Source organism: Acinetobacter sp. 10FS3-1 (assembly GCF_013343215.1).
Lineage (GTDB): Bacteria > Pseudomonadota > Gammaproteobacteria > Pseudomonadales > Moraxellaceae > Acinetobacter > Acinetobacter lwoffii_C.
In genome coordinates, this window is record NZ_CP039143.1 from 599060 (window position 1) to 618559 (window position 19500).

19 protein-coding genes are annotated in these 19500 nt (G+C 40.1%); 12 read left to right on the top strand and 7 right to left on the bottom strand.

Going from position 1 to position 19500, the window contains the following annotated elements; all coding sequences use genetic code 11:
* Positions 1-54: 54 nt before the first annotated feature.
* The 7 genes from rfbB to E5Y90_RS02820 are packed head-to-tail and all read left to right on the top strand — an operon-like array spanning position 55 to position 6030.
* Entirely contained in the window at positions 55-1113 is a 1059-nt protein-coding gene (gene rfbB, locus E5Y90_RS02790) for a dTDP-glucose 4,6-dehydratase (protein WP_174659340.1), read from the top strand.
* Positions 1113-1988 carry a glucose-1-phosphate thymidylyltransferase RfbA gene (gene rfbA, locus E5Y90_RS02795; RefSeq protein ID WP_174659341.1) on the top strand — a complete coding sequence of 292 codons (876 nt, stop codon included), beginning with the start codon at positions 1113-1115 and terminating at the stop codon, positions 1986-1988. Before rfbB ends, rfbA begins: the two co-directional genes overlap by 1 nt.
* A gap of 8 nt (positions 1989-1996) precedes the next feature.
* Complete coding sequence (locus tag E5Y90_RS02800) at positions 1997-3019, top strand: TDP-N-acetylfucosamine:lipid II N-acetylfucosaminyltransferase (RefSeq protein ID WP_174659342.1); 1023 nt, start codon at positions 1997-1999, stop codon at positions 3017-3019.
* Positions 3020-3022: 3 nt separating this feature from the next.
* Complete coding sequence (locus tag E5Y90_RS02805; RefSeq protein ID WP_174659343.1) at positions 3023-3589, top strand: acyltransferase; 567 nt, start codon at positions 3023-3025, stop codon at positions 3587-3589.
* 16 nt (positions 3590-3605) lie between these two features.
* A complete protein-coding gene (locus tag E5Y90_RS02810; RefSeq protein WP_174659344.1) occupies positions 3606-4052 on the top strand; it encodes a MaoC family dehydratase in 447 nt (148 codons plus the stop codon).
* A gap of 22 nt (positions 4053-4074) precedes the next feature.
* Positions 4075-5223, top strand: coding sequence for a dTDP-4-amino-4,6-dideoxygalactose transaminase (gene rffA, locus E5Y90_RS02815; RefSeq protein ID WP_127801762.1), 1149 nt, complete (start codon positions 4075-4077; stop codon positions 5221-5223).
* Positions 5224-5226: 3 nt separating this feature from the next.
* The gene (locus tag E5Y90_RS02820) at positions 5227-6030 is read left to right on the top strand and encodes a glycosyltransferase (protein ID WP_174659345.1); all 804 of its coding nucleotides are present in this window, start codon (positions 5227-5229) and stop codon (positions 6028-6030) included.
* A 36-nt stretch (positions 6031-6066) separates the two neighbouring features.
* Here the strand turns inward: E5Y90_RS02820 and E5Y90_RS02825 are convergent, their stop codons facing one another.
* On the bottom strand, positions 6067-6993 hold the full coding sequence (locus E5Y90_RS02825; RefSeq protein WP_174659346.1) for a capsular polysaccharide synthesis protein: 927 nt from the start codon (positions 6991-6993) through the stop codon (positions 6067-6069).
* A 404-nt stretch (positions 6994-7397) separates the two neighbouring features.
* Between E5Y90_RS02825 and E5Y90_RS02830 the strand changes: the two genes are divergently transcribed.
* Positions 7398-8149 (top strand): IS5 family transposase gene (locus E5Y90_RS02830; protein WP_373688387.1). Its coding sequence is split into 2 segments (ribosomal slippage): positions 7398-7632 and positions 7632-8149, totalling 753 coding nucleotides; the frame shifts between segments, so codons are not numbered across the junction.
* A 70-nt stretch (positions 8150-8219) separates the two neighbouring features.
* On the opposite strand, the gene E5Y90_RS02835 is transcribed toward E5Y90_RS02830, so the two are convergent.
* The 4 genes from E5Y90_RS02835 to E5Y90_RS02850 all read right to left on the bottom strand — a co-directional run bounded on the left by E5Y90_RS02835 (position 8220) and on the right by E5Y90_RS02850 (position 12169).
* Positions 8220-9095, bottom strand: coding sequence for a lysophospholipid acyltransferase family protein (locus E5Y90_RS02835; protein ID WP_174659347.1), 876 nt, complete (start codon positions 9093-9095; stop codon positions 8220-8222).
* A gap of 18 nt (positions 9096-9113) precedes the next feature.
* Positions 9114-9335, bottom strand: coding sequence for a hypothetical protein (locus E5Y90_RS02840; protein ID WP_151205068.1), 222 nt, complete (start codon positions 9333-9335; stop codon positions 9114-9116).
* Between the two features lie 113 nt (positions 9336-9448).
* Complete coding sequence (aspS, locus tag E5Y90_RS02845; protein ID WP_151205067.1) at positions 9449-11233, bottom strand: aspartate--tRNA ligase; 1785 nt, start codon at positions 11231-11233, stop codon at positions 9449-9451.
* A 171-nt stretch (positions 11234-11404) separates the two neighbouring features.
* Positions 11405-12169, bottom strand: a complete 765-nt coding sequence (locus tag E5Y90_RS02850; RefSeq protein ID WP_174659348.1) for a DUF4184 family protein — start codon at positions 12167-12169, stop codon at positions 11405-11407.
* Positions 12170-12311: 142 nt separating this feature from the next.
* Here E5Y90_RS02850 and znuD point away from each other — a divergent pair, with 142 nt between their 5' ends.
* Positions 12312-14387, top strand: coding sequence for a zinc piracy TonB-dependent receptor ZnuD (znuD, locus tag E5Y90_RS02855; protein WP_174659349.1), 2076 nt, complete (start codon positions 12312-12314; stop codon positions 14385-14387).
* Between the two features lie 106 nt (positions 14388-14493).
* A complete protein-coding gene (locus E5Y90_RS02860; protein ID WP_174659350.1) occupies positions 14494-15957 on the top strand; it encodes a phospholipase D-like domain-containing protein in 1464 nt (487 codons plus the stop codon).
* Positions 15958-16006: 49 nt separating this feature from the next.
* On the opposite strand, the gene E5Y90_RS02865 is transcribed toward E5Y90_RS02860, so the two are convergent.
* Positions 16007-16459 (bottom strand): hypothetical protein, encoded by a 453-nt coding sequence (locus E5Y90_RS02865; protein ID WP_174659351.1) that lies wholly within the window; start codon positions 16457-16459, stop codon positions 16007-16009.
* A 190-nt stretch (positions 16460-16649) separates the two neighbouring features.
* On the opposite strand from E5Y90_RS02865, the gene E5Y90_RS02870 reads away from it, so the two are divergent.
* Both E5Y90_RS02870 and E5Y90_RS02875 read left to right on the top strand, forming a co-directional pair.
* Entirely contained in the window at positions 16650-17093 is a 444-nt protein-coding gene (locus E5Y90_RS02870; protein WP_174659352.1) for an RcnB family protein, read from the top strand.
* A gap of 352 nt (positions 17094-17445) precedes the next feature.
* Positions 17446-17652, top strand: coding sequence for a hypothetical protein (locus E5Y90_RS02875; protein WP_151204225.1), 207 nt, complete (start codon positions 17446-17448; stop codon positions 17650-17652).
* Between the two features lie 45 nt (positions 17653-17697).
* Here E5Y90_RS02875 and E5Y90_RS02880 read toward each other — a convergent pair whose 3' ends face one another.
* Complete coding sequence (locus E5Y90_RS02880) at positions 17698-19479, bottom strand: acyl-CoA dehydrogenase C-terminal domain-containing protein (RefSeq protein ID WP_174659353.1); 1782 nt, start codon at positions 19477-19479, stop codon at positions 17698-17700.
* Between the last annotated feature and the right edge of the window lie 21 nt (positions 19480-19500).

A 19500-nucleotide genomic window follows, 5' to 3' on the forward strand; every position in this document is an offset into this window, starting at 1 on the left:
TGATATAACCCGTTTAAAAATACAAACGTGATGAAATGATAGGAACAGCTTGAAATGCGCATTCTAGTAACTGGTGGTGCTGGATTTATTGGTTCAGCGGTAATACGTCATATTATTGAAAACACCCATCATCATGTTTTAAATGTAGATAAGTTGACTTATGCAGGTAATCTTGAGTCACTTCACTTGATTGAAAAAAATGAACGTTATACGTTTAGTCAAACGGATATTTGTGATCAAGCACAAATAGAAACTATCTTTCAGGAATTTCAGCCAGACGCTGTGATGCATTTGGCTGCCGAGTCACATGTTGATCGCTCTATTGATAGTCCTATTGCATTTATTCAAACCAATATTATAGGGACTTATAGTTTATTAGAGGCTGCACGAAAATATTGGTTAAGTCTAACCAATGAAGCGAAAGAAGCTTTTCGTTTCCATCATATTTCAACTGATGAAGTCTATGGTGATTTAGAGGGAACCACAGATTTATTTACTGAGACAACCTCATATGCGCCAAGTTCACCATATTCTGCAAGTAAAGCCAGTTCAGATCATTTAGTCCGCGCTTGGTATCGAACATATGGACTACCAATAATTGTGACGAATTGTTCAAATAATTATGGACCATACCATTTCCCAGAGAAGCTCATTCCATTAGTAATTCTCAATGCTTTAGAAGCTAAATCTCTGCCAATTTATGGAAAAGGCGATCAAATTCGTGATTGGTTATATGTTGAAGACCATGCACGTGCTTTATATAAGGTGGTGACTGAAGGTATGGTAGGGGAAACTTATAATATTGGTGGACATAACGAAAAACAAAACATAGAAGTTGTAAGAACCATTTGTAAAATCTTGGATGAATTAATGCCTCGGACCAATGGGCAGCAGTATAAGTCGCTTATTACTTTTGTGAAAGACCGTCCAGGGCACGATTTACGTTATGCCATAGATGCTACAAAAATCGAAAAAGAATTGGGTTGGGCGCCGCAAGAGACCTTTGAAACAGGAATTCGTAAAACGGTAGAGTGGTATTTAAATAATTTAGAATGGTGCCGTCGTGTGCAAAATGGCAGTTACCAGCGTGAAAGATTGGGTGTAAATATATAATGTCAAATCAAACCAAAGGAATCATTTTAGCTGGTGGTTCGGGAACAAGGTTATACCCAATCACAAAAGGTGTATCCAAGCAGCTATTACCAATTTATGATAAGCCCATGGTGTATTATCCACTTTCAGTACTCATGCTTGCAGGAATTCAGGATGTACTGATTATTACAACGCCTGAAGATTTGGATGGCTTTAAACGTTTGTTGGGTGATGGATCACAGTTTGGTATTCGATTGGAGTATGCGATTCAGCCAAGTCCAGATGGTTTAGCTCAAGCATTTATTATTGGTGAGAAATTTATCGGTGATAGCAATGTATGTTTAGTGCTAGGTGATAATATTTTCTATGGACAAGGTTTTACCCCGATGCTACGTCAAGCGGTTGCACGCCAAAAAGGTGCTACGGTATTTGGCTATCAGGTTAAAGATCCTGAGCGCTTTGGTGTAGTTGAGTTTGATGAACAAAAACGTGCAATTTCATTAGAAGAAAAACCAAAGCAGCCGAAGTCACATTTTGCGGTTACAGGATTGTATTTTTATGACAATGAGGTGATTCAAATTGCGAAGCAAGTAAAACCCTCTGAGCGTGGTGAGCTGGAAATCACAACTGTAAATCAGATGTATTTAGAACGTGGTAACTTAAATGTTGAGTTGCTAGGCCGTGGCTTTGCGTGGTTGGATACTGGGACACATTCAAGTTTATTGGAAGCAGCCCAGTTTGTAGAAACCATTGAAAAGCGTCAAGGTTATAAAGTGGCTTGCTTGGAAGAAATTGCTTTGAATAATGGTTGGCTCAGTAAACAACAAGTATTAGAAATTGGTCAAACTATGAGTAAAAATGATTATGGTCAATATTTGATCTCACTGGTCAATTAGGTAAAACTGTGTATAAAAAAATAATACATGTGGGTATGGCTGATAAGTTCTTGCCTCCTCTGATTGACTTTATACAGGAAAAATTTTCACCAGAAAATAATACCTTTTATCTTTATGGCGATGAGAGTGTATATGGTTTCTTGCGAGATAGAGGTGTATTTTTTTTAGGAGAAAAAGAAAATAATGTGAGTTATTTTCAACTTCTCTTAGAAATGTATAGTGCTGATAAAATTATTTTACATGGTTTATTTAGTTCAAAAGTTATAAAAATCCTATTTTACAACCCATGGTTATTAAAAAAATGTCATTGGTTAATGTGGGGTGGTGACTTGTATGAAACTAAACAAAAGAATGGATTATCTGGTTATTATAAAAAGATCGTTATAAAAAATATGGGGTATTTGCTGACATATCTTCCTGGAGATATTGAATATGCAAGAGCAAAATTTAGGGCTAAGGGAAAGTATTTAGAGAACCTTGGTTATTTGAGTAATATTTTTAGCCTTGATCATTATTCTGATAAAAATAATAGTGAAAATATTAATATTCTATTAGGAAATTCTGCGGACCCTGCAAACGAGCATATTGCGGCTTTGGATATACTTGAACAATTTAAAGATTCAAATATTAAAATCTACGTGCCTTTATCATATGGAAATCAAATATATGCAGAAAAAGTGATTAAATATGGGAAGACTATATTTGAGCATAAATTTGAAGCATTGACTGAGTTCATGCCATATGAAAAATATCAGAGCTTTCTTCAGAATATAGATATTGCTATCTTTAATCATCAAAGACAACAGGCAATGGGTAATACCATCAGTCTCTTGGGAATGGGTAAGATAGTGTATTTGAGAAAGGGAACATCTCAGTGGGAACTATTCAAAGACAAGGACATTGAGGTTTTTGATATTGAAACATTTAATTTAACTAATACTCAAAAATTAGTTAAAAATCAAAGTAAGATAAAAAGTTATTTTTCAAAAGAAAATTTTGAAAAAAAGTGGAAAAAATTATTGGAGTCTTAAGAAATGGCATATTTATCTAAAGAACAACTCAAGGAAATGGGTTTTAAATATTTAGGCGAAAATGTAAAAATCAGCGATAAAGCTTCCATTTATAATTGTGATCAGATTGAGATTGGCGATCATTCACGAATCGATGATTTTTGTGTTATTTCTGGTAAGGTGATAATAGGTAGAAACGTACATATTGCCCCAATGTGCTTAGTTGCAGGTGGTGAAAAAGGTATTGTCTTTAAAGACTTTTCTGGTTTAGCTTATCATGTACAAGTTTTTACACAGTCAGATGATTATAGTGGAGCATCTTTGACCAATCCAACTATACCTACGAAATATAAAAGAGAAACAAAGCAAGAAGTTTCTTTAGGTAAGCATGTAATTGTGGGAGCAGGAGCTATTATATTTCCTGGAGTACATATTGCTGAAGGATGTTCAATAGGAGCTTTGACATTGGTTAATAAAAGCACTCAACAATGGGGGATTTATGTCGGAAATCCTGCAAAACGAGTAAAGGATCGAAAGAAGGATTTATTAGGCTTAGAGCTTGAGTATATAAATGACTGTATTTCAGTATAGAGTGAATTAATTCAATATGTTTTTTGAGTTTATAAGTTCTAATCAATGCCTTCAAAATAATGTTAATTATGAAAGGCTATATAGATTTAGATTTTCGAAAACGGATATTAAGAAGTTTGCTGAAGTTACAGGAGATAATAATCCTATTCATTTAAATGAAGACTATGCAAGGACAACAGTTTTTCAGCGCCCAATAGTTCATGGTTTTTATGTGGGAAGTATATTTTCTAGGATTTTTGGTACAGATTATCCAGGCATTGGTACCATTTATTTAAATCAATCAATGAACTTTAAAGCACCAGTATTTATAGATCAAACTTATTATGCCCATATTATTGTTGATCAAGTTGATAAATATAAGGGACATATTAAAGTTTTAACTCTTGTGACTGATGAGTCTGGTACTAAAGTTTTTATAGGTGAAGCAATCTTAAAACACTCGATGTTTTGTATAGATATTTGATAATAAATGAATTGGTAGATCAATGATTCCTTTTAATAAAGCACCAGTATTGGGTTCTGAGACTAAATATCTAGTAGAAGCAATCCAATCTAAAAAACTTTCAGGTGATGGAAAGTATTCTAAACTGTGTCAAAAATGGTTTGAAGATAGCCTCAACTGTAAAAAAACCTTACTTACGCCTTCATGTACACATGCACTAGAGTTGGCTGCATTACTTCTCGATATAGTAGAAGGTGATGAAGTCATTATGCCAAGCTATACCTTTGTCAGTACGGCAAATGCATTTGTTTTACGGGGTGCAAAAATTATTTTTGTAGACATTCGTCCTGACACGATGAATATAGATGAAACAAAAATTGAAGCAGCAATTACATCGAAAACAAAAGTGATTGTTCCAGTTCATTATGCAGGTGTTGCATGTGAAATGGATGTGATTATGGATTTGGCCGAAAAATACAATTTGTATGTAGTAGAAGATGCTGCTCAGGGGGTGATGTCTACTTATAAGGGAAAAGCATTAGGTACTATTGGTCATTTAGCAGCATTTAGTTTCCATGAAACAAAAAACTATACGAGTGGAGGAGAGGGTGGTTTACTGCTGATTAATGATGAAAGTTTTATAGAAAGAGCTGAAATTATAAGAGAAAAAGGAACAAATCGGAGTCAGTTTTTTAGAGGTATGGTCGATAAATATACTTGGAGCGATATTGGTAGTAGTCTATTACCAAGTGAGCTACAGGCTGCTTATTTATTAGCACAGTTAGATGACGCTGAACTTATAAATCAAGAAAGGTTAAAAGCTTGGGATTATTATTATAAGGAATTATGCAACTTAGAACAGAGTCAAAAAATTGAGTTAACCGAGATTCCTCAACATTGCAAACATAATGCTCATATGTTTTATTTAAAGCTTAAAGACATAAGTGAAAGAGAGAATTTCATTCATTTCTTAAAAGATAAAGGAATTCAGGCAGCATTTCATTATATTCCTTTACATAGTTCACCAGCTGGTAAAAAGTACTCTGAATTTATCGGGGGTGATGAGTTCACTACTAAAGATAGTGAAAGATTGGTACGTTTACCTTTATGGTATGGTATTTCTGTTGCAGAACAGAGACTAGTAGTGAGAGCTATTTATGAGTTTTTTGAAAATATGAGTGGTACCAATTAAAAGATGGATTTATTAATTACTGTATATATCCCGACTTTCAATAGATTGTCTCTTTTAAAGAGAGCTGTAGATTCTGTATTATCACAATCTTATGAAAACTTTGAGCTTATTATCGTAGATGATTGCTCCACAGATGGAACGCAAGAATATTTAAAAAACCTAGTATCGATAGATTCACGTATTAAATATTTTCTTAAGGAAAAAAATAGCGGTGCATGTACAAGTCGTAATATTGCAATTGAAAATGCAAATGGACAATTGATTACTGGTTTAGATGATGATGATTACTTTCTATCAGATAGACTGGAGAGGTTCATAAGGTGTTGGGATTCAAAAGCCCATAATAACATTATAGCCCTAACATCCGGTTATCAAAAGTCGAATACTAGCTCCTTACGAAATAAGCCTATGCTTATAAAACAGAAAGATCTATTATTTGGAAATTTTGTTGGTAATCAAATTTTTACAGAAACTAAAACACTTCAATATTTAAAGGGTTTTGATGCTAATTTAAAGATGTGGCAAGATTTAGATATGTGGTATCGTGTATTAAGTTTAGGTAATATTCAAAAAATTCCTCATGCAACTTATTTTTTTGATACTAGCCACCTCTTGGGTCGCATCAGTGAAGCAAAGGAGAGTAAAATATTTGAAACAACGAATTATTTTGTTGAAAAACATAAATTAACTCCTTTTGAAAAAAGAATGCTAAATAATCATCTATATTCTTACGGTGTGCTTAAAAGTAAAGATCAGTTTGCAAATATTTGTAAAGAAATCAATAAAATTTTCCGCCTTATTCGTTAAAGCAGATTAACAGATAATTCTTTTCTTTTTAGAAAATCAGGCTTCAATAAAAAATTTTTGATAATAAGTATCTTTTTTATTGGGTTTACTGCTATCAAATTTGTAGGTTAATTTGTATATCTTATGCTTGTCCTTTTTTAAAATATAATTATCTTTATCATTTACTTCTTTAAATAAAATTTTATTAAGTATATGACGATAATCTCCTATTTTTTCTAATTTATTTAATTTATATTGGAAAGGTTTAAAATTTCTATATAAAAGTTCGAAATAATAATCGATAAGGAAATAATCAATTAAGAGGTCATTTTTGACCCAATAATCAAAAAATAAATCTCGAAAAAGTTGTGCTATTGGATCATTTTTTCCAAACTTTAAAAAATTACCAGCCCATCTGCCTTTTGAAATAGAGTAATTTGGATAAATATTACTAGTAAGACTAAAAAAATCACTTTCAGTAATACATGAAGGCAAATTTTGTATAGTTAAATATGTAGAATCGATCCATATACCCCCATGATCAGCTAAAAGGCTAAATCTTAAAATATCTGATAATTGTGTATAAGAAATTTTTCCCTCTAAAAATTTTTCTTTTATATAAGCGGGTAGGGTTGTATAGTTTTCATAATTATCTAAAGTAATAACTTTAACTTCAAAATTATCCGAATTATATAACCTAAGATTGTTAATACATTTTTTGACAAGTAAAGGAGCATTTTCTTCTCCTTGAAACCAGCAGACCCAAATTATATTACTTATTTCAAAAGTATTATTATTTATTTGAGGGGAGTATTCAATTAATAAATTTTTATGCAAAGTTTGTAGTGAATTAACGATTAAATCGGTTTTAATATTATATATTTTTTGAGATAGAGATTGAGGAAAAATACTAAGTTTGGAAACTTTAAATAACTTATTAACTAGTTTTAGTCGAGGAGCAAGTGTTAGCGCTAAATTATCCATTTGCTTAATCCTTCTTTGATTATCTTTCAATACTATGACTTAGACAGAAATAGACCATATAGTTATTGGTATCTGGATAGAGGGGTACTGGTTTAAGAGTATTTTCATCTAAGTAACTATATTATATGATTGGGAGTATAATCGATATACGGTAAGGATTACAGACCGTAAGATACCATATTGCTGCTCATCCACCTCATAGTATAGATTTAATGCTATTATGCCATCGTTAGATTATGTTCTCAATATAATAAGAAAGCCTGTATCATCAAATGGAATTTTTTAATTAGATTCTCCCATTTCCTAGAAAAAGTTTTATCTGTTTTAGGGCGTGTCCTCATTTGAAGAATTGGTTTTAAATACTTAAAATCCTCCTTTGAGTTATTTTTATTTCTACATTTTAAATGGCACGCACTCTTCTTACCGATGATATCTGGCAGAAAATTCAAGATACTATGCGATTACATGGTTGCTACTGTTCAAAGAATAGTAGAAATATCATGGAAGCGATCTTATGGAAACTGCGTACAGGCGCCACATGGCGGGATATTCCCCAAGAATTTTGTCCTTGGCAAACTGCTTACAATCGCTTTAATCGTTGGGCAAGCAAGGGATTGTGGGATAAATTTTTTTTAGATTACGAGGCGTCCTGGATCAAGAGTGGGTATTCATTGACGGAAGCTACATACGCGTGCATCAACATGCAAGTGGAGCTCGGCATGGTTTCAAAAGAGCAATTGGACAATCACGTGGTGGACGAACAACAAAAATACATCTTGCAACCGACGCGAATGGATTACCGATTGATTTTAAAATCACTGGGGGTGACGTCCACGACAGTCAAGTTGCAAAACAACTGATTGATACTGTAGACGAGGCAACTTATCTTATTGCTGATAAGGGATATGATGCTGGGCAGATTAGAATATATGCCCAGAATAAGGATATGATTCCCATTATTCCAATGAGATCAAATAGTAAGAGGTCGAATAAGGAGTTTGATAAATATCTATATCAATTAAGACATTTAGTTGAAAATGCATTTGCGAGATTAAAACATTTCCGTGCTATTGCTACCCGATTTGATAAGCTTGCACGAAATTATCAGTCTATGATCTACATTGCTTGCATGTTTATTTGGTGCAAAGCCAAATGAGGACACGCCCTAGTTTCTCTACAATAAAATGTAATACCTTGAAAGTCAAAATCTATAAAGTAGGTAGGTTTTATATTCTAATAACATGATAAATGTTTTTACCTCCTTTAACCTTCCTAAATCTTTTATACCCCCACAAATACTGTTCTGGAGCGACATTAATCATGCGCTCCATTTCTTTATTCAGCGTATCGACTGAAAGCTGCAAATCTTTGGCATTAATCTCTGCAGATAAAGTCTGCACATGCACCTCAAAACCAGATAAATCTTCACGTCTTAAACAGCTGAGTCCAACCACAGAGCATTGCGTTTTAGCTGCCAGTTTAGACAGCAAAGTGGAGGACAAGGCATTTTGTCCAAAGAAAGGCGAGTAAATTCCGCCAGACTCTTTAGGTACATGATCCGGTAAAATTGCAGCAAATCCGCCCTGTTTTAAATGTTTAAATAAGGCGCGAACCCCTGTTTCATCGGTTGGAACCAGAGTCGCATTCAGTCGTTGTCTAGCTTCCAGCATAAAACGATCAATATCTTCATTCTTGCTGGGCTTGTACATAATGACTGGTGAGGTATGTTGATTCACCCAGACATTCAAAAGTTCCCAGGTACCAAAATGTGGAACCACGGCCAAAGTTCCATTTGGGTTTTTCAGCGCGTCTAAAAAAATATTTTCCCCGTGCACGACCTTGATCTGCTCAAGGGCAAACTCCGGTGCAGAACCCCAAGTCTTGATTGATTCTGCATAGGTCATGCACTGACTTTTCAGGCTACGCTGGGTCAAATCAGCGTGTTCAGATTCAGAAAGTTCAGGATAAGCAGAAGCTAGATTGATTTCGGTCACCCGACGTGCGGAGGAGTTGCTCAGATAAAGAAGAGAACCCGCCAGCCGAGCTAAATTTTGAATCAATCTGAGGGGGAGTCTTGAGAAATTTTTGAGTAAGAGGTACATGGCATCCAGAGTATTTGATTAAGATTCTTTATCCGGATTACCCTTCAATACCATATAAATCAAGCCGATAAAAATAAACAAAGCGCCAATGATGCTACTTAAGCAGAAATAGACAATACGCTCATTGGTATCTAACTGGAACAGGTTATTTGCAAGGATATAGCGCATAAATAGCCATTGCACCACAGAAAATACAATCAGCATAATACTACGATTACGAACAGCAGGACGCATCGCCATTGCTAAATCACCTAAAAATAGAAACTGAGGCTATTATGCCACTGTTGGGAACTGTTCTCAATGTAATAAAAAAGCCCTGCAATTGCAGGGCTTTTACTTGAAATCGCCAAGAATTATTCTTGAGATTCAGCTTTTGGTTTTTCACGTAAACGAATACCCAGGTCACGCAGTTGAGTTGCTTCAACTGGTGCTGGTGCTTGAGTCAGTGGACATTCAGCCGTTTTGGTTTTCGGGAATGCGATTACATCACGGATTGAAGATGCACCAGTCATCAGCATGACTAAACGATCTAAACCAAATGCCAAACCACCATGTGGAGGTGCACCGAATTTAAGCGCATTTAACAGGAAGCTGAATTTCTCTTCGGCTTCTTCTTCATCAATGCCAAGCGCTTCAAAGATCGCTTTTTGCATTTCTAAAGTATAGATACGCAGTGAACCACCGCCGATTTCAGTACCGTTTAATACCATATCGTAAGCAACAGACAATGCTTCACCCGGATTGTTCTTCACCTCTTCAACGCTTGATTTTGGCAGCGTGAACGGGTGGTGAACAGAGGTCCACTTGCCATCATCAGTTTCTTCGAACATTGGGAAGTCCACCACCCAAAGCGGTGCCCACTCACAAGTCGCAAGATTCAAGTCATGACCGATTTTCACACGAAGTGCACCCATCGCATCATTCACGATCTTCGCTTTGTCTGCACCGAAGAATACGATGTCGCCATTTTCAGCGCCCACGCGTTTCAACAGATCCAGCACGATTGGCTCGATGAATTTTACGATCGGTGATTGAAGACCTTCGATGCCTTTTTCAAGCTCGTTGACTTTAATATAAGCCAAACCTCTTGCACCGTAGATGCCGACAAATTTGGTGTATTCGTCAATCGCGCTACGTGGTAAAGCGCCTGCACCCGGTACGCGAAGCGCCACGATACGGCCTTTAGGATCTTTAGCAGGGCCTGCAAATACTTTGAACTCTACATCTTGCATCAGGTCAGCAACATCTACGAGTTTCAACGGAATACGAAGGTCCGGTTTGTCAGAAGCATAGTCACGCATGGCTTCTGAATATGGCATACGCTGGAACTTGTCGAATTTGACGCCAAGAAGTTCATCGAACATCTTCACAGTCATGCCTTCCATCAAATCCATGATGTCATCGTCACTCATGAACGATGTTTCAATGTCGATCTGGGTAAATTCTGGCTGACGGTCTGCACGCAAGTCTTCGTCACGGAAGCATTTTGCGATCTGGTAGTAACGATCAACACCACCCACCATCAATAACTGTTTGAACAGCTGTGGGGACTGCGGCAGTGCATAGAAGCTACCATTGGATACACGGCTTGGGACTAAATAGTCACGTGCACCTTCAGGGGTGGCACGGGTCAGAATAGGAGTTTCAACGTCTAAGAAACCATGATCATCCAAATAGTTACGGATCAGGTTGGTTACTTTAGAACGGAAACGTAAACGGTCTAGCATTTCCGGACGACGGATGTCGAGGAAACGGTATTTTAAACGGATTTCTTCAGAAATATTGGTGTTTTCATCGTTCAGCGGGAAGGGTGGAGTTTCAGACTGAGCCAAAACTTCAATTTCTTTACCCAAAACTTCGATTTGACCGCTCACCATGTTGGCATTTTCAGTACCGGCATAACGGCGACGTACACGGCCTGTAATTTTTAATACGAATTCAGAACGGGCTTTATCTGCTGTTGCAAAGGCTTCAGGTGTATCTGGGTCGATAACCACTTGAACCAGACCGTCACGGTCACGCATGTCCAGGAAAATCACACCACCGTGGTCACGGCGACGATGTATCCAGCCACATAAGGTTACAGTTTGGTCGATTTGAGCTTCGGTTAAAGAACCGCAGTAATGAGTTCGCATCATAGCGTTAAAAATCCAACTATATGGGTTAAGGAAGCGTATACGTAAACAGCGTACCGCCTTAAACAAAGCTAGGATTATGCCTCTTTGGACATATAGTCACAAGAACTTGGGACAAAAACAGTCGCATTTTAAAGTGAATAAGCGGGAATAAACAAAAAGCAGGGACGTTCATCAGCCCATGCGCCGGTTTCGGTCCAGCAGTAAAAACAGCAAGCAACCCAGACTAAAAACAATCAAAAAACCTTGGCTAAATTCATTGATGGATCGGCCGCTAAAATAGTACAGATCAGCTTGCCAGACTTCTGCGGGGATATAACGCATATAATCCCAGACCGAGAGTCCACCGGTCATGAGGGACAGGCCAAGTAGCCCTGAGCCCGCTATTTTAATCCGGGTACTGACCGCCAGATATTGCCGGTGGGTCTGATAATAATGCAAGCTCATCCACAGCAGAAATGGCAGTGCTAAAAACGAAGTACCGATTTGCAGGAGGCGATGCAGAGGATAACTGTGTCCAAAAATGAGTAATTTCTGATTTAAAAAGTCATGAAAAGCAAAAGTACGAAAATCGACATGGGTCAGACCATCCCAGACCAGATGGGTGGCTGTTCCCACAATCAGGGCCAGACACATGCCGACAAAAAACTTAAATACTGCAAAAAAATCGTGCATTTTCAGTTCATGCTGAATGCCAGTCAGGCGGTAAATCACAGGTCGATAAATGAAATACCACAGCGCACAGAAGCCCAAGCCAATCCATAAGTTAGGATAGATCAGCGAGGACCATAAATGTGTGGTGCTGGAACTGTCCTGACTAAAGAGACGATATAAATCCGGTACCATACAGCCAATTGCCAGGGCAGCGACAGGAAACCGGTTTCTGGTCAGATAGGAAATGGGTGGAGCAAGTACTGCATGAGATAAGGTAAAGGGCATAAATTGAAATACAGACTAAAATTTTTAAACATCATGAAGTGCCATAGTAATAAATTTAGCGGCTATTTATCGTAAAAGATTGCAAATCAATTGATATGTTATAATATAACAAAATCAAAAATGGCCGATTTGAGCTGGGATCATGTCTTTTCACAAGAATTTAATAACATTGTCAATTTTTTCGGTGCTGACACCGAGTGTATGGGCAGAACAAACATCATCTACGCGAATGCAAACGCTGGAGACCATTCAGGTGATAGCGCCTGCCTTGAACCAGACCGCAGCAGATTTTGCAGGGGTACATCATATTGTGGACCAGAAAGCCTTGTCTGAGCGTGCGACCAGCATTGGAGATGCACTGGCAGATGAGCTCGGCGTATATTCCAACCAGTATGGGAGTGGCGCGAGTCGCCCGGTGATTCGCGGGCAGGATGGGCCACGGGTCAAAGTATTGCAGCACGCTTCCGAAACCGCCGATGTATCTACCTTGTCGCCTGACCATGCCGTGACAGTTGATCCGATTCTGGCCAAGCAGGTTGAGCTGATACGTGGCCCATCTACACTGTTATATAGCGCCGGTACGGTCGGTGGTCTGGTCAATGTCAGGGATCAGAAAATTCCCACCCAGCTGCCTGAAAATGGTCTGGAGGGCACCGCGGGCTTGCGTTATAACTCGGGCAGTGATGAAAAGCTGGCCAGTGTCGGAGTCACTGCGGCAGTGGGGGAAAAGTTTGCGTTACGTGTAGAAGGATCTCAACATCAAGCCCATGACTATATTGCTCCGGATTATTTCCATGAGCATGAGGGCGAATTAGAAAAAGAACGTCGGGTTGGCAATACTTTTGCTGAAGGACAAACGGTCAATGTTGGTGGCTCATGGGTTCATGACCGTGGTTTTGTCGGGATGTCTTATAGCAACCGTCAGGATCAATATGGTTTACCGGGACATAGTCATGAATATCATGGCTGTGAAATTGATGGCGATCATTTTCATTGCCCAGCTTCTAAACAGAATGATCATGCAGCTGGGCCATGGATCGACTTGAACTCTGAGCGTTATGATCTGCGAACTGAACTGGAACAGCCGTTTGCCGGATTTGAAAAACTACGTGCGCATGCCAGTTTTACCGATTATGAACATGATGAGCTGGAAGAAAATGCAGTCATCAGCAATTTTAAAAGCCGGGGGTATGACGGCCGTTTAGAATTGCTGCATGTGCCTGTGGCAGGTTGGGAAGGGGTGATTGGAGGCCAGTTCTCAAGGCAAGATATTGATTTATCGGCACCCCAGTCACATGGCCATAATGACCAGGCAGATCATAATCATAATGTACTGATGGCAGATACCCGCACCCAAAAATGGAGCGTATTTGCACTTGAGCATAAACAGCTCGGCGATGTACAGCTGGAACTGGGCGCACGTATAGACCATCAAAAAGTCAAGGTTGATTCTGAGCAGAAAGATTATTCGGGCACCGGGCTGTCTGCTTCGGCAGCTGCCCACTGGGAATTTAAACCCCACTATAAGCTCTCTTTAGTGGGTTCACATCAGCAGCGTTTGCCGCTGGCTCAGGAGCTGTATGCAGACGGATTGCATTTTGCGACCAATAGCTATGAAGTCGGTCAGCCTGATCTGGAAAAAGAAAGCTCAAATAATCTGGAGCTTGGCCTGTATTATCAAGGGGATCAGCTGGACTATCAGGTGCATATTTATCATAACTGGTTTGATGATTATATTTATGGAGCAACAGTGGCACGACAGGGGAATTTAAAAGGAATTCAGTATACTCAGGCTAAAGCCAGATTTTATGGAACAGAAGCACAAGCGGGTTATCAGATCAATGAACGCTATAAGCTGAGCGTATTTGGTGACTATGTACGTGGTAAGATTGAAGGGGAGGATGCGCCACGTGTACCAGCAGGTCGGCTAGGCACCCAAGTGGAAGCCGATTTTGCTGATGGCTGGTCAGGTCTGGCTGAATATTATCATGTGTTTGATCAGAATAAGGTGGCAAGCGATGAAGATGAAACACCGGGCTACAATATGCTTAATCTGGGGTTAAGTTATCACCATACACTTGCCAATCAGAATGCCTATCGCGTGTATTTTAAAGCCAATAATCTGCTGGATGATCACGTCTATTCCCATAGTTCATTTCTGTCCAATCTTCCTCAGGTTGGACGTAACTTTAGCGTCGGCGTTCAGTACGATTTCTAGCAGTATTGATAAAATTAGAGTTCAAATCAAAGAGCTGTCACTGAAATCCACTTGAAAAATCATCCGATTAAACCTAGCCTGAGCAGATTAGGTTAGGTTCTTTCTTATGCGTATCTTTCAGCGAATTCACAATAAACTCAACTGGTCAAATCGCCGTTATGCGGTACTTATTCTGGGTATTATAGCCGTCGGCTATCTGGCATCAGCGATTTATCAAAGCTATAAACCCTTGCCAGCAGGGCTTAACTATACGGGCAAGCTGCGCCATGCTGAAGTGAAGTTTCTGGCGGATCAGACCTATCTGGATGCCCAGGGCAAGCAGCATCTGGATCAGCAGATTTTCAATGAAATGCTGAAGATGATTGAAGAAGCCAAATCCCTGATCGTACTGGATATGTTTCTTTTTAATCAGCAAACTGGTATGTCCAAAGAGCAGCATCAGGCGCTCAGTACCGAGCTGACTCAGGCCCTGGTGAATAAGCGGCTATTACATCCTGAAGTCGAAATCAGGTTTATTACCGATCCGATTAATACGGTCTATGGCGGCGTGTCGGCTGACCACTACCGTCAGCTGCGCCAGCAGGGAGTCGATGTCATTGAAACGGATCTGACTCCGTTAAGGGCTTCAAATCCAAGCTGGTCAGGCTTCTGGTACTTATGTTGCCAGGGGGTCGGCAATAATCCGGACAAAAGCTGGTTGCCGAATCCGTTTGGAACAGAAAAAATTACCCTGCGCAGTTATTTTGACCTGTTTAATTTTAAGGCCAATCATCGCAAAACCCTGGTGGTAGATACAGATCAGGGCTGGAAAGCTTTAGTCACTTCGATGAATCCGCATGATGGCAGTTCAAAACATTCCAATATCGGCTTGCTGGTTTGGGGGCGGCCTGCGCTGGATATTCTGGCTACCGAGCAAACGGTTGGCATGATGTCGAAGGCCAGTATGCCTGCGGTTATAGCAGGAGAATTTGAAGCTGATAAGACCCAGCCACAGGTGCAGGTGCTGACTGAAAAGGCAATTTATGATGCCGTTTTAAACCAGATTCAGACTGCTAAAGCCGATGATCAGCTTGACCTGGCAATGTTCTATCTGTCTGAGCGCAAGATCATTAAGAGTTTGATCGCTGCTCATGAGCGCGGGGTCAAATTGCGTGTATTGCTGGATCCCAACAAAGATGCTTTTGGCCGTGAAAAAAATGGCATTCCCAACCGTCAGGTGGCTTCGGAACTGCATAAGGCAGGAATCAATGTACGCTGGTGCAATACACAAGGTGAGCAATGTCATAGCAAGATTTTAATCAAATCCAATATCCAGCAGGCTGAAATGATTTTGGGTTCTGCCAATTTCACCGCGCGTAATCTGAAAAACTATAATCTGGAAACCAATATACGTGTGCTGGGACAAAAAGACGCAGCAGTTTTCCAAGAGGCCCTGCAATACTTTAATACAGCCTGGTTCAATCTGGATGGTCGTCAGGAGAGTGTGGATTATTCGCAATATGCAGATGATTCATGGTTGAAATACTGGCTGTATCGCTTTATGGAGTGGAGTGGCTGGTCGACATTTTGATGCTTTCTCCTAGCCCTCTCCTGAAAGGGGGAAGGCTAGGAGGAAGAGATTAGTTTTCTGGATTTGGCGGAATCAGCTGATCCAAATCTTTATCTGACATCATATCGAGTTCTTTAATATCAGTTTTAATCTTCCATTGCTCTTCATTCTCTACCGGATTGGGCAAACGTGCTTCAAGCCAGTCACATACCACATCGGGTGGAAAGTCAGCATGATTACACTGGATCACCCATGACAAAAAATCTTTAGCCACACCATTCATATAAGGGGGCGGGGAAACCGGAAGAAACTGGGTCGGCAAGCGCTCGTTTTTGGAAATATAGTTCAGGACATGCCCCAGTTCCTGGACTGTTTGCCATGCCAAAGGATGATCGACATTGATCTGGAATTTAAACCACCAGGCCTGTTGGCCATCCGTGCCATAACTATCAATCAGTTCTTTTTGAACACTCGGGACTTTACAAAAATATTCATACAAACGATCGAAACTTAAGTCAGACACAGTATTTAACTCGAAACCATTAAAAAAATGGATTCTAGCATAACCCAGACACCCCACTGAGAAAAACCCCAGATTGAATCGAGGCCAGGCGCGAAGCCTTACAAAAAACTGTAGAAAAATCCGGAATATTCATATTTTCTCCCGATCTTTTGTTTAAAATGTAAACAAGAGGGTGTCGGGGGAAATGTACATGCAAAAAGTTTTATTTAGCGCTGTATTGGCAGGTCTGTGTTCTACTATGTCTGGCCTGTCTATTGCCGGAAATGCCTGGACCGGTTATGGCAGCAGTGATCGATATAACAAGCCCTACCATCCTTCGTCACGTCCAGATTATCCGCACCATTCACATAGACCTATGCCACCGAATGCGCACAATCCGCAACGTCCGCCGCACTGGGGCTATCCGCCAGCCCACAACCAAAGTGGCCTGAATATCCGTTATCAGGCACCGACCACCATCTATCAGAATAATAATAGTTATCGCTGGGTCAATGGCGACCCGAATGTGGCCCGAATTGAAAGTTCCAATTATACCCTGATCACGGATTGGCAGCGTTTGGGACTGCCGGCACCTCCTGCGGGAACTTACTGGATTTATGAAAATGGGCGCTATGTGCTGGTACCCAATCGCTAAGCTGAAATCCCTTCTGACTGAAGAGGAAAGTAGAGGTACAAATTAAAAGATCAGAGTTAAGCCCGATATAAAAATTCTTCTTTAAATTTTATCTTGCATTACTGAAATCAAAGCCCGCCTAAGCCGAGGAGCCAACTGGCTGGGAGGCAGGCGTTGATTATTTTTGCGTGATTAGGTATTTCATCTTTCCCCCGATTGGCGTATAGAAAGTAAAGATGAGGCAGAAAATAGCAAACACAGAGCATGCACAAAAATAGAGGAACTGAATAAAAAATTATTTGAACTTTTGCGCTTTTTTTAAACTAAATTGCTATAGTGTAGGAGCGGTATCTTGAATAAATAGGAGAAAAAAGTGCTAGATAAAATTCAAACAAAAATTAGTCAACTTGCAGCAGGTAAAAAACTCATTCTTGGCACGGGCATCAAAGCGGATGAGATGCAGAAGGTGCTGGAATTGTGTGAGTCCCTGGAATCGGATGGGGAAATTAAAATTGTGAGCAAACATCTTAATCGTAAAACTCAGCAGCAGCCAGATACCATTTTAATTCAAAAAGTTTAATCATAAAAAACGCCTGCAGATGCAGGCGTTTTTTTAAGTGCTCTTTTAAGCTTGGGTTGTGAAATAATCTTCAGAGAAATTCATGATGATATCGGCACCGGTTTTTACTTTGGTAATGCGTAATGCCAGTTCCGGCAGAATGCGTTGTGCAAAATAATGTGCCAGCGCAAGTTTATTCTGGTAGAACTCGCCCTGTTTATCTTTAGCGGCATTGGCAATACGGGCAAACATATAAGCGAAGCTCAGCAAGCCAACAGCGTGCAGGTAATCCACAGCGGCGGAGTTAGAAAATTCGGTATTTTCACGCGCAGCTGCTAAAACATAGTGGGTCACAGATTCAACTTCAGTCGCTGCATCCAGTGTGGCATCTTTAATAAAATTAAGATCCGCCTCTAAACCATTGGTAAAGTCACGGATTTCCTGAATATACTCTGCAATGAATTCACCGTTACACTTAATGGTTTTACGGCCAATTAAATCTTGAGACTGAACGCCATTGGTGCCCTCATAAATTTGCGCAATACGCAGGTCACGGATACATTGTTCCATGCCCCATTCTCGAATATAGCCATGACCACCGAAGACCATCTGTGCATCGAGCGTGGCCTGGAAAGCAGTATCCGTCAGATAAGCTTTTGCAATCGGTGTTAAGAGCGCAACACGGTCATTGGCCTTTTTCACAGCTTCCGGATCGGTCGAGAACTTGGTAATGTCCAGCTGTTGACCTACATATACCGCGAATGCACGTGAAGCTTCATTGTTGGCACGTGCATTCAGCAGCATACGGCGTACATCACCATGTACCAGAATACTGTCAGCCGGTTTGCTTGGAGATTGTGCACCAGATGCGCTGCGGCCTTGCAGGCGGTCTGTGGCATATTGGGCCGCATTTTGATAAGCAAATTCAGAAGCGCCCAGACCCTGAATGCCCATGGACAGACGTTCATAGTTCATCATGACGAACATGGCAGCCAGGCCTTCATTTTCTTTGCCGACCAGATAGCCTTTGGCACCGTCAAAGTTCATCACGCAGGTCGCAGACGCTTTAATCCCCATCTTGTGTTCGATTGAACCTGGGCCGACCGGATTACGTTCAGCTAAGGTACCATCTTTATTGACCAGGAATTTTGGCACGATGAACAGAGAAATACCGCGTGAACCTGCAGGTGCATCCGGTGTTTTTGCCAATACGAGGTGGATAATGTTTTCCGCCAGGTCATGGTCACCGCCAGTAATGAAAATTTTGGTCCCAGTAATGTTATAACTGCCATCTTCATTGCGTTCAGCTTTGGTTTTAATAATTCCCAAATCTGTACCTGCATGCGGTTCAGTTAGGCACATGGTGCCTGACCATTCGCCTGAATAAATCTTAGGCAGATAGGTTTCTTTCTGGGCTTGAGAGCCGTAGCTGTTTAAGGCCATACCTGCACCGACAGAAAGCAGCGGATACAGCATGAAAGACGGGTTGGTCGCAAACAGCATTTCATCAGAAAGTACGGTCAGCATTTTCGGCATTTCCTGACCGCCCCATTCAGCATCAGCCCCTAAGCCAATCCAGCCACCTTCTGCATACTGTTTAAAAGCCTCTTTAAAGCCGGCAGGGGTGGTCACATTGCCATTTTCATATTTCGCGCCTTCTTCATCCCCGCTACGGTTCAGTGGCAACATCACGTTTTGCGCAAACTTTGCCATTTCTTCCAGAATGGCTTCAGCGGTTGCTGCATCGACATGGGCAAGATTTTCATTGGCTTGCCAGAATTGTTCTGCATTAAACACATCATTTAAGATGAACTTCATATCAGCAAGCGGCGCGTTATAAATTGGCATAGTGTCACCTGTTTATTTTTC

Bases quoted from the DNA above. Each gene is read 5' to 3' on its own strand.
- rfbB (WP_174659340.1), top strand. From the start codon at position 55: ATGCGCATTCTAGTAACTGGTGGTGCTGGATTTATTGGTTCAGCGGTA.
- rffA (WP_127801762.1), top strand. From the start codon at position 4,075: ATGATTCCTTTTAATAAAGCACCAGTATTGGGTTCTGAGACTAAATAT.
- znuD (WP_174659349.1), top strand. From the start codon at position 12,312: ATGTCTTTTCACAAGAATTTAATAACATTGTCAATTTTTTCGGTGCTG.
- E5Y90_RS02810 (WP_174659344.1), top strand. From the start codon at position 3,606: ATGTTTTTTGAGTTTATAAGTTCTAATCAATGCCTTCAAAATAATGTT.
- E5Y90_RS02825 (WP_174659346.1), bottom strand. From the start codon at position 6,993: ATGGATAATTTAGCGCTAACACTTGCTCCTCGACTAAAACTAGTTAAT.
- E5Y90_RS02850 (WP_174659348.1), bottom strand. From the start codon at position 12,169: ATGCCCTTTACCTTATCTCATGCAGTACTTGCTCCACCCATTTCCTAT.
- E5Y90_RS02880 (WP_174659353.1), bottom strand. From the start codon at position 19,479: ATGCCAATTTATAACGCGCCGCTTGCTGATATGAAGTTCATCTTAAAT.
- E5Y90_RS02870 (WP_174659352.1), top strand. From the start codon at position 16,650: ATGCAAAAAGTTTTATTTAGCGCTGTATTGGCAGGTCTGTGTTCTACT.
- E5Y90_RS02840 (WP_151205068.1), bottom strand. From the start codon at position 9,335: ATGGCGATGCGTCCTGCTGTTCGTAATCGTAGTATTATGCTGATTGTA.
- E5Y90_RS02860 (WP_174659350.1), top strand. From the start codon at position 14,494: ATGCGTATCTTTCAGCGAATTCACAATAAACTCAACTGGTCAAATCGC.
- aspS (WP_151205067.1), bottom strand. From the start codon at position 11,233: ATGATGCGAACTCATTACTGCGGTTCTTTAACCGAAGCTCAAATCGAC.
- E5Y90_RS02805 (WP_174659343.1), top strand. From the start codon at position 3,023: ATGGCATATTTATCTAAAGAACAACTCAAGGAAATGGGTTTTAAATAT.
- rfbA (WP_174659341.1), top strand. From the start codon at position 1,113: ATGTCAAATCAAACCAAAGGAATCATTTTAGCTGGTGGTTCGGGAACA.
- E5Y90_RS02835 (WP_174659347.1), bottom strand. From the start codon at position 9,095: ATGTACCTCTTACTCAAAAATTTCTCAAGACTCCCCCTCAGATTGATT.
- E5Y90_RS02820 (WP_174659345.1), top strand. From the start codon at position 5,227: ATGGATTTATTAATTACTGTATATATCCCGACTTTCAATAGATTGTCT.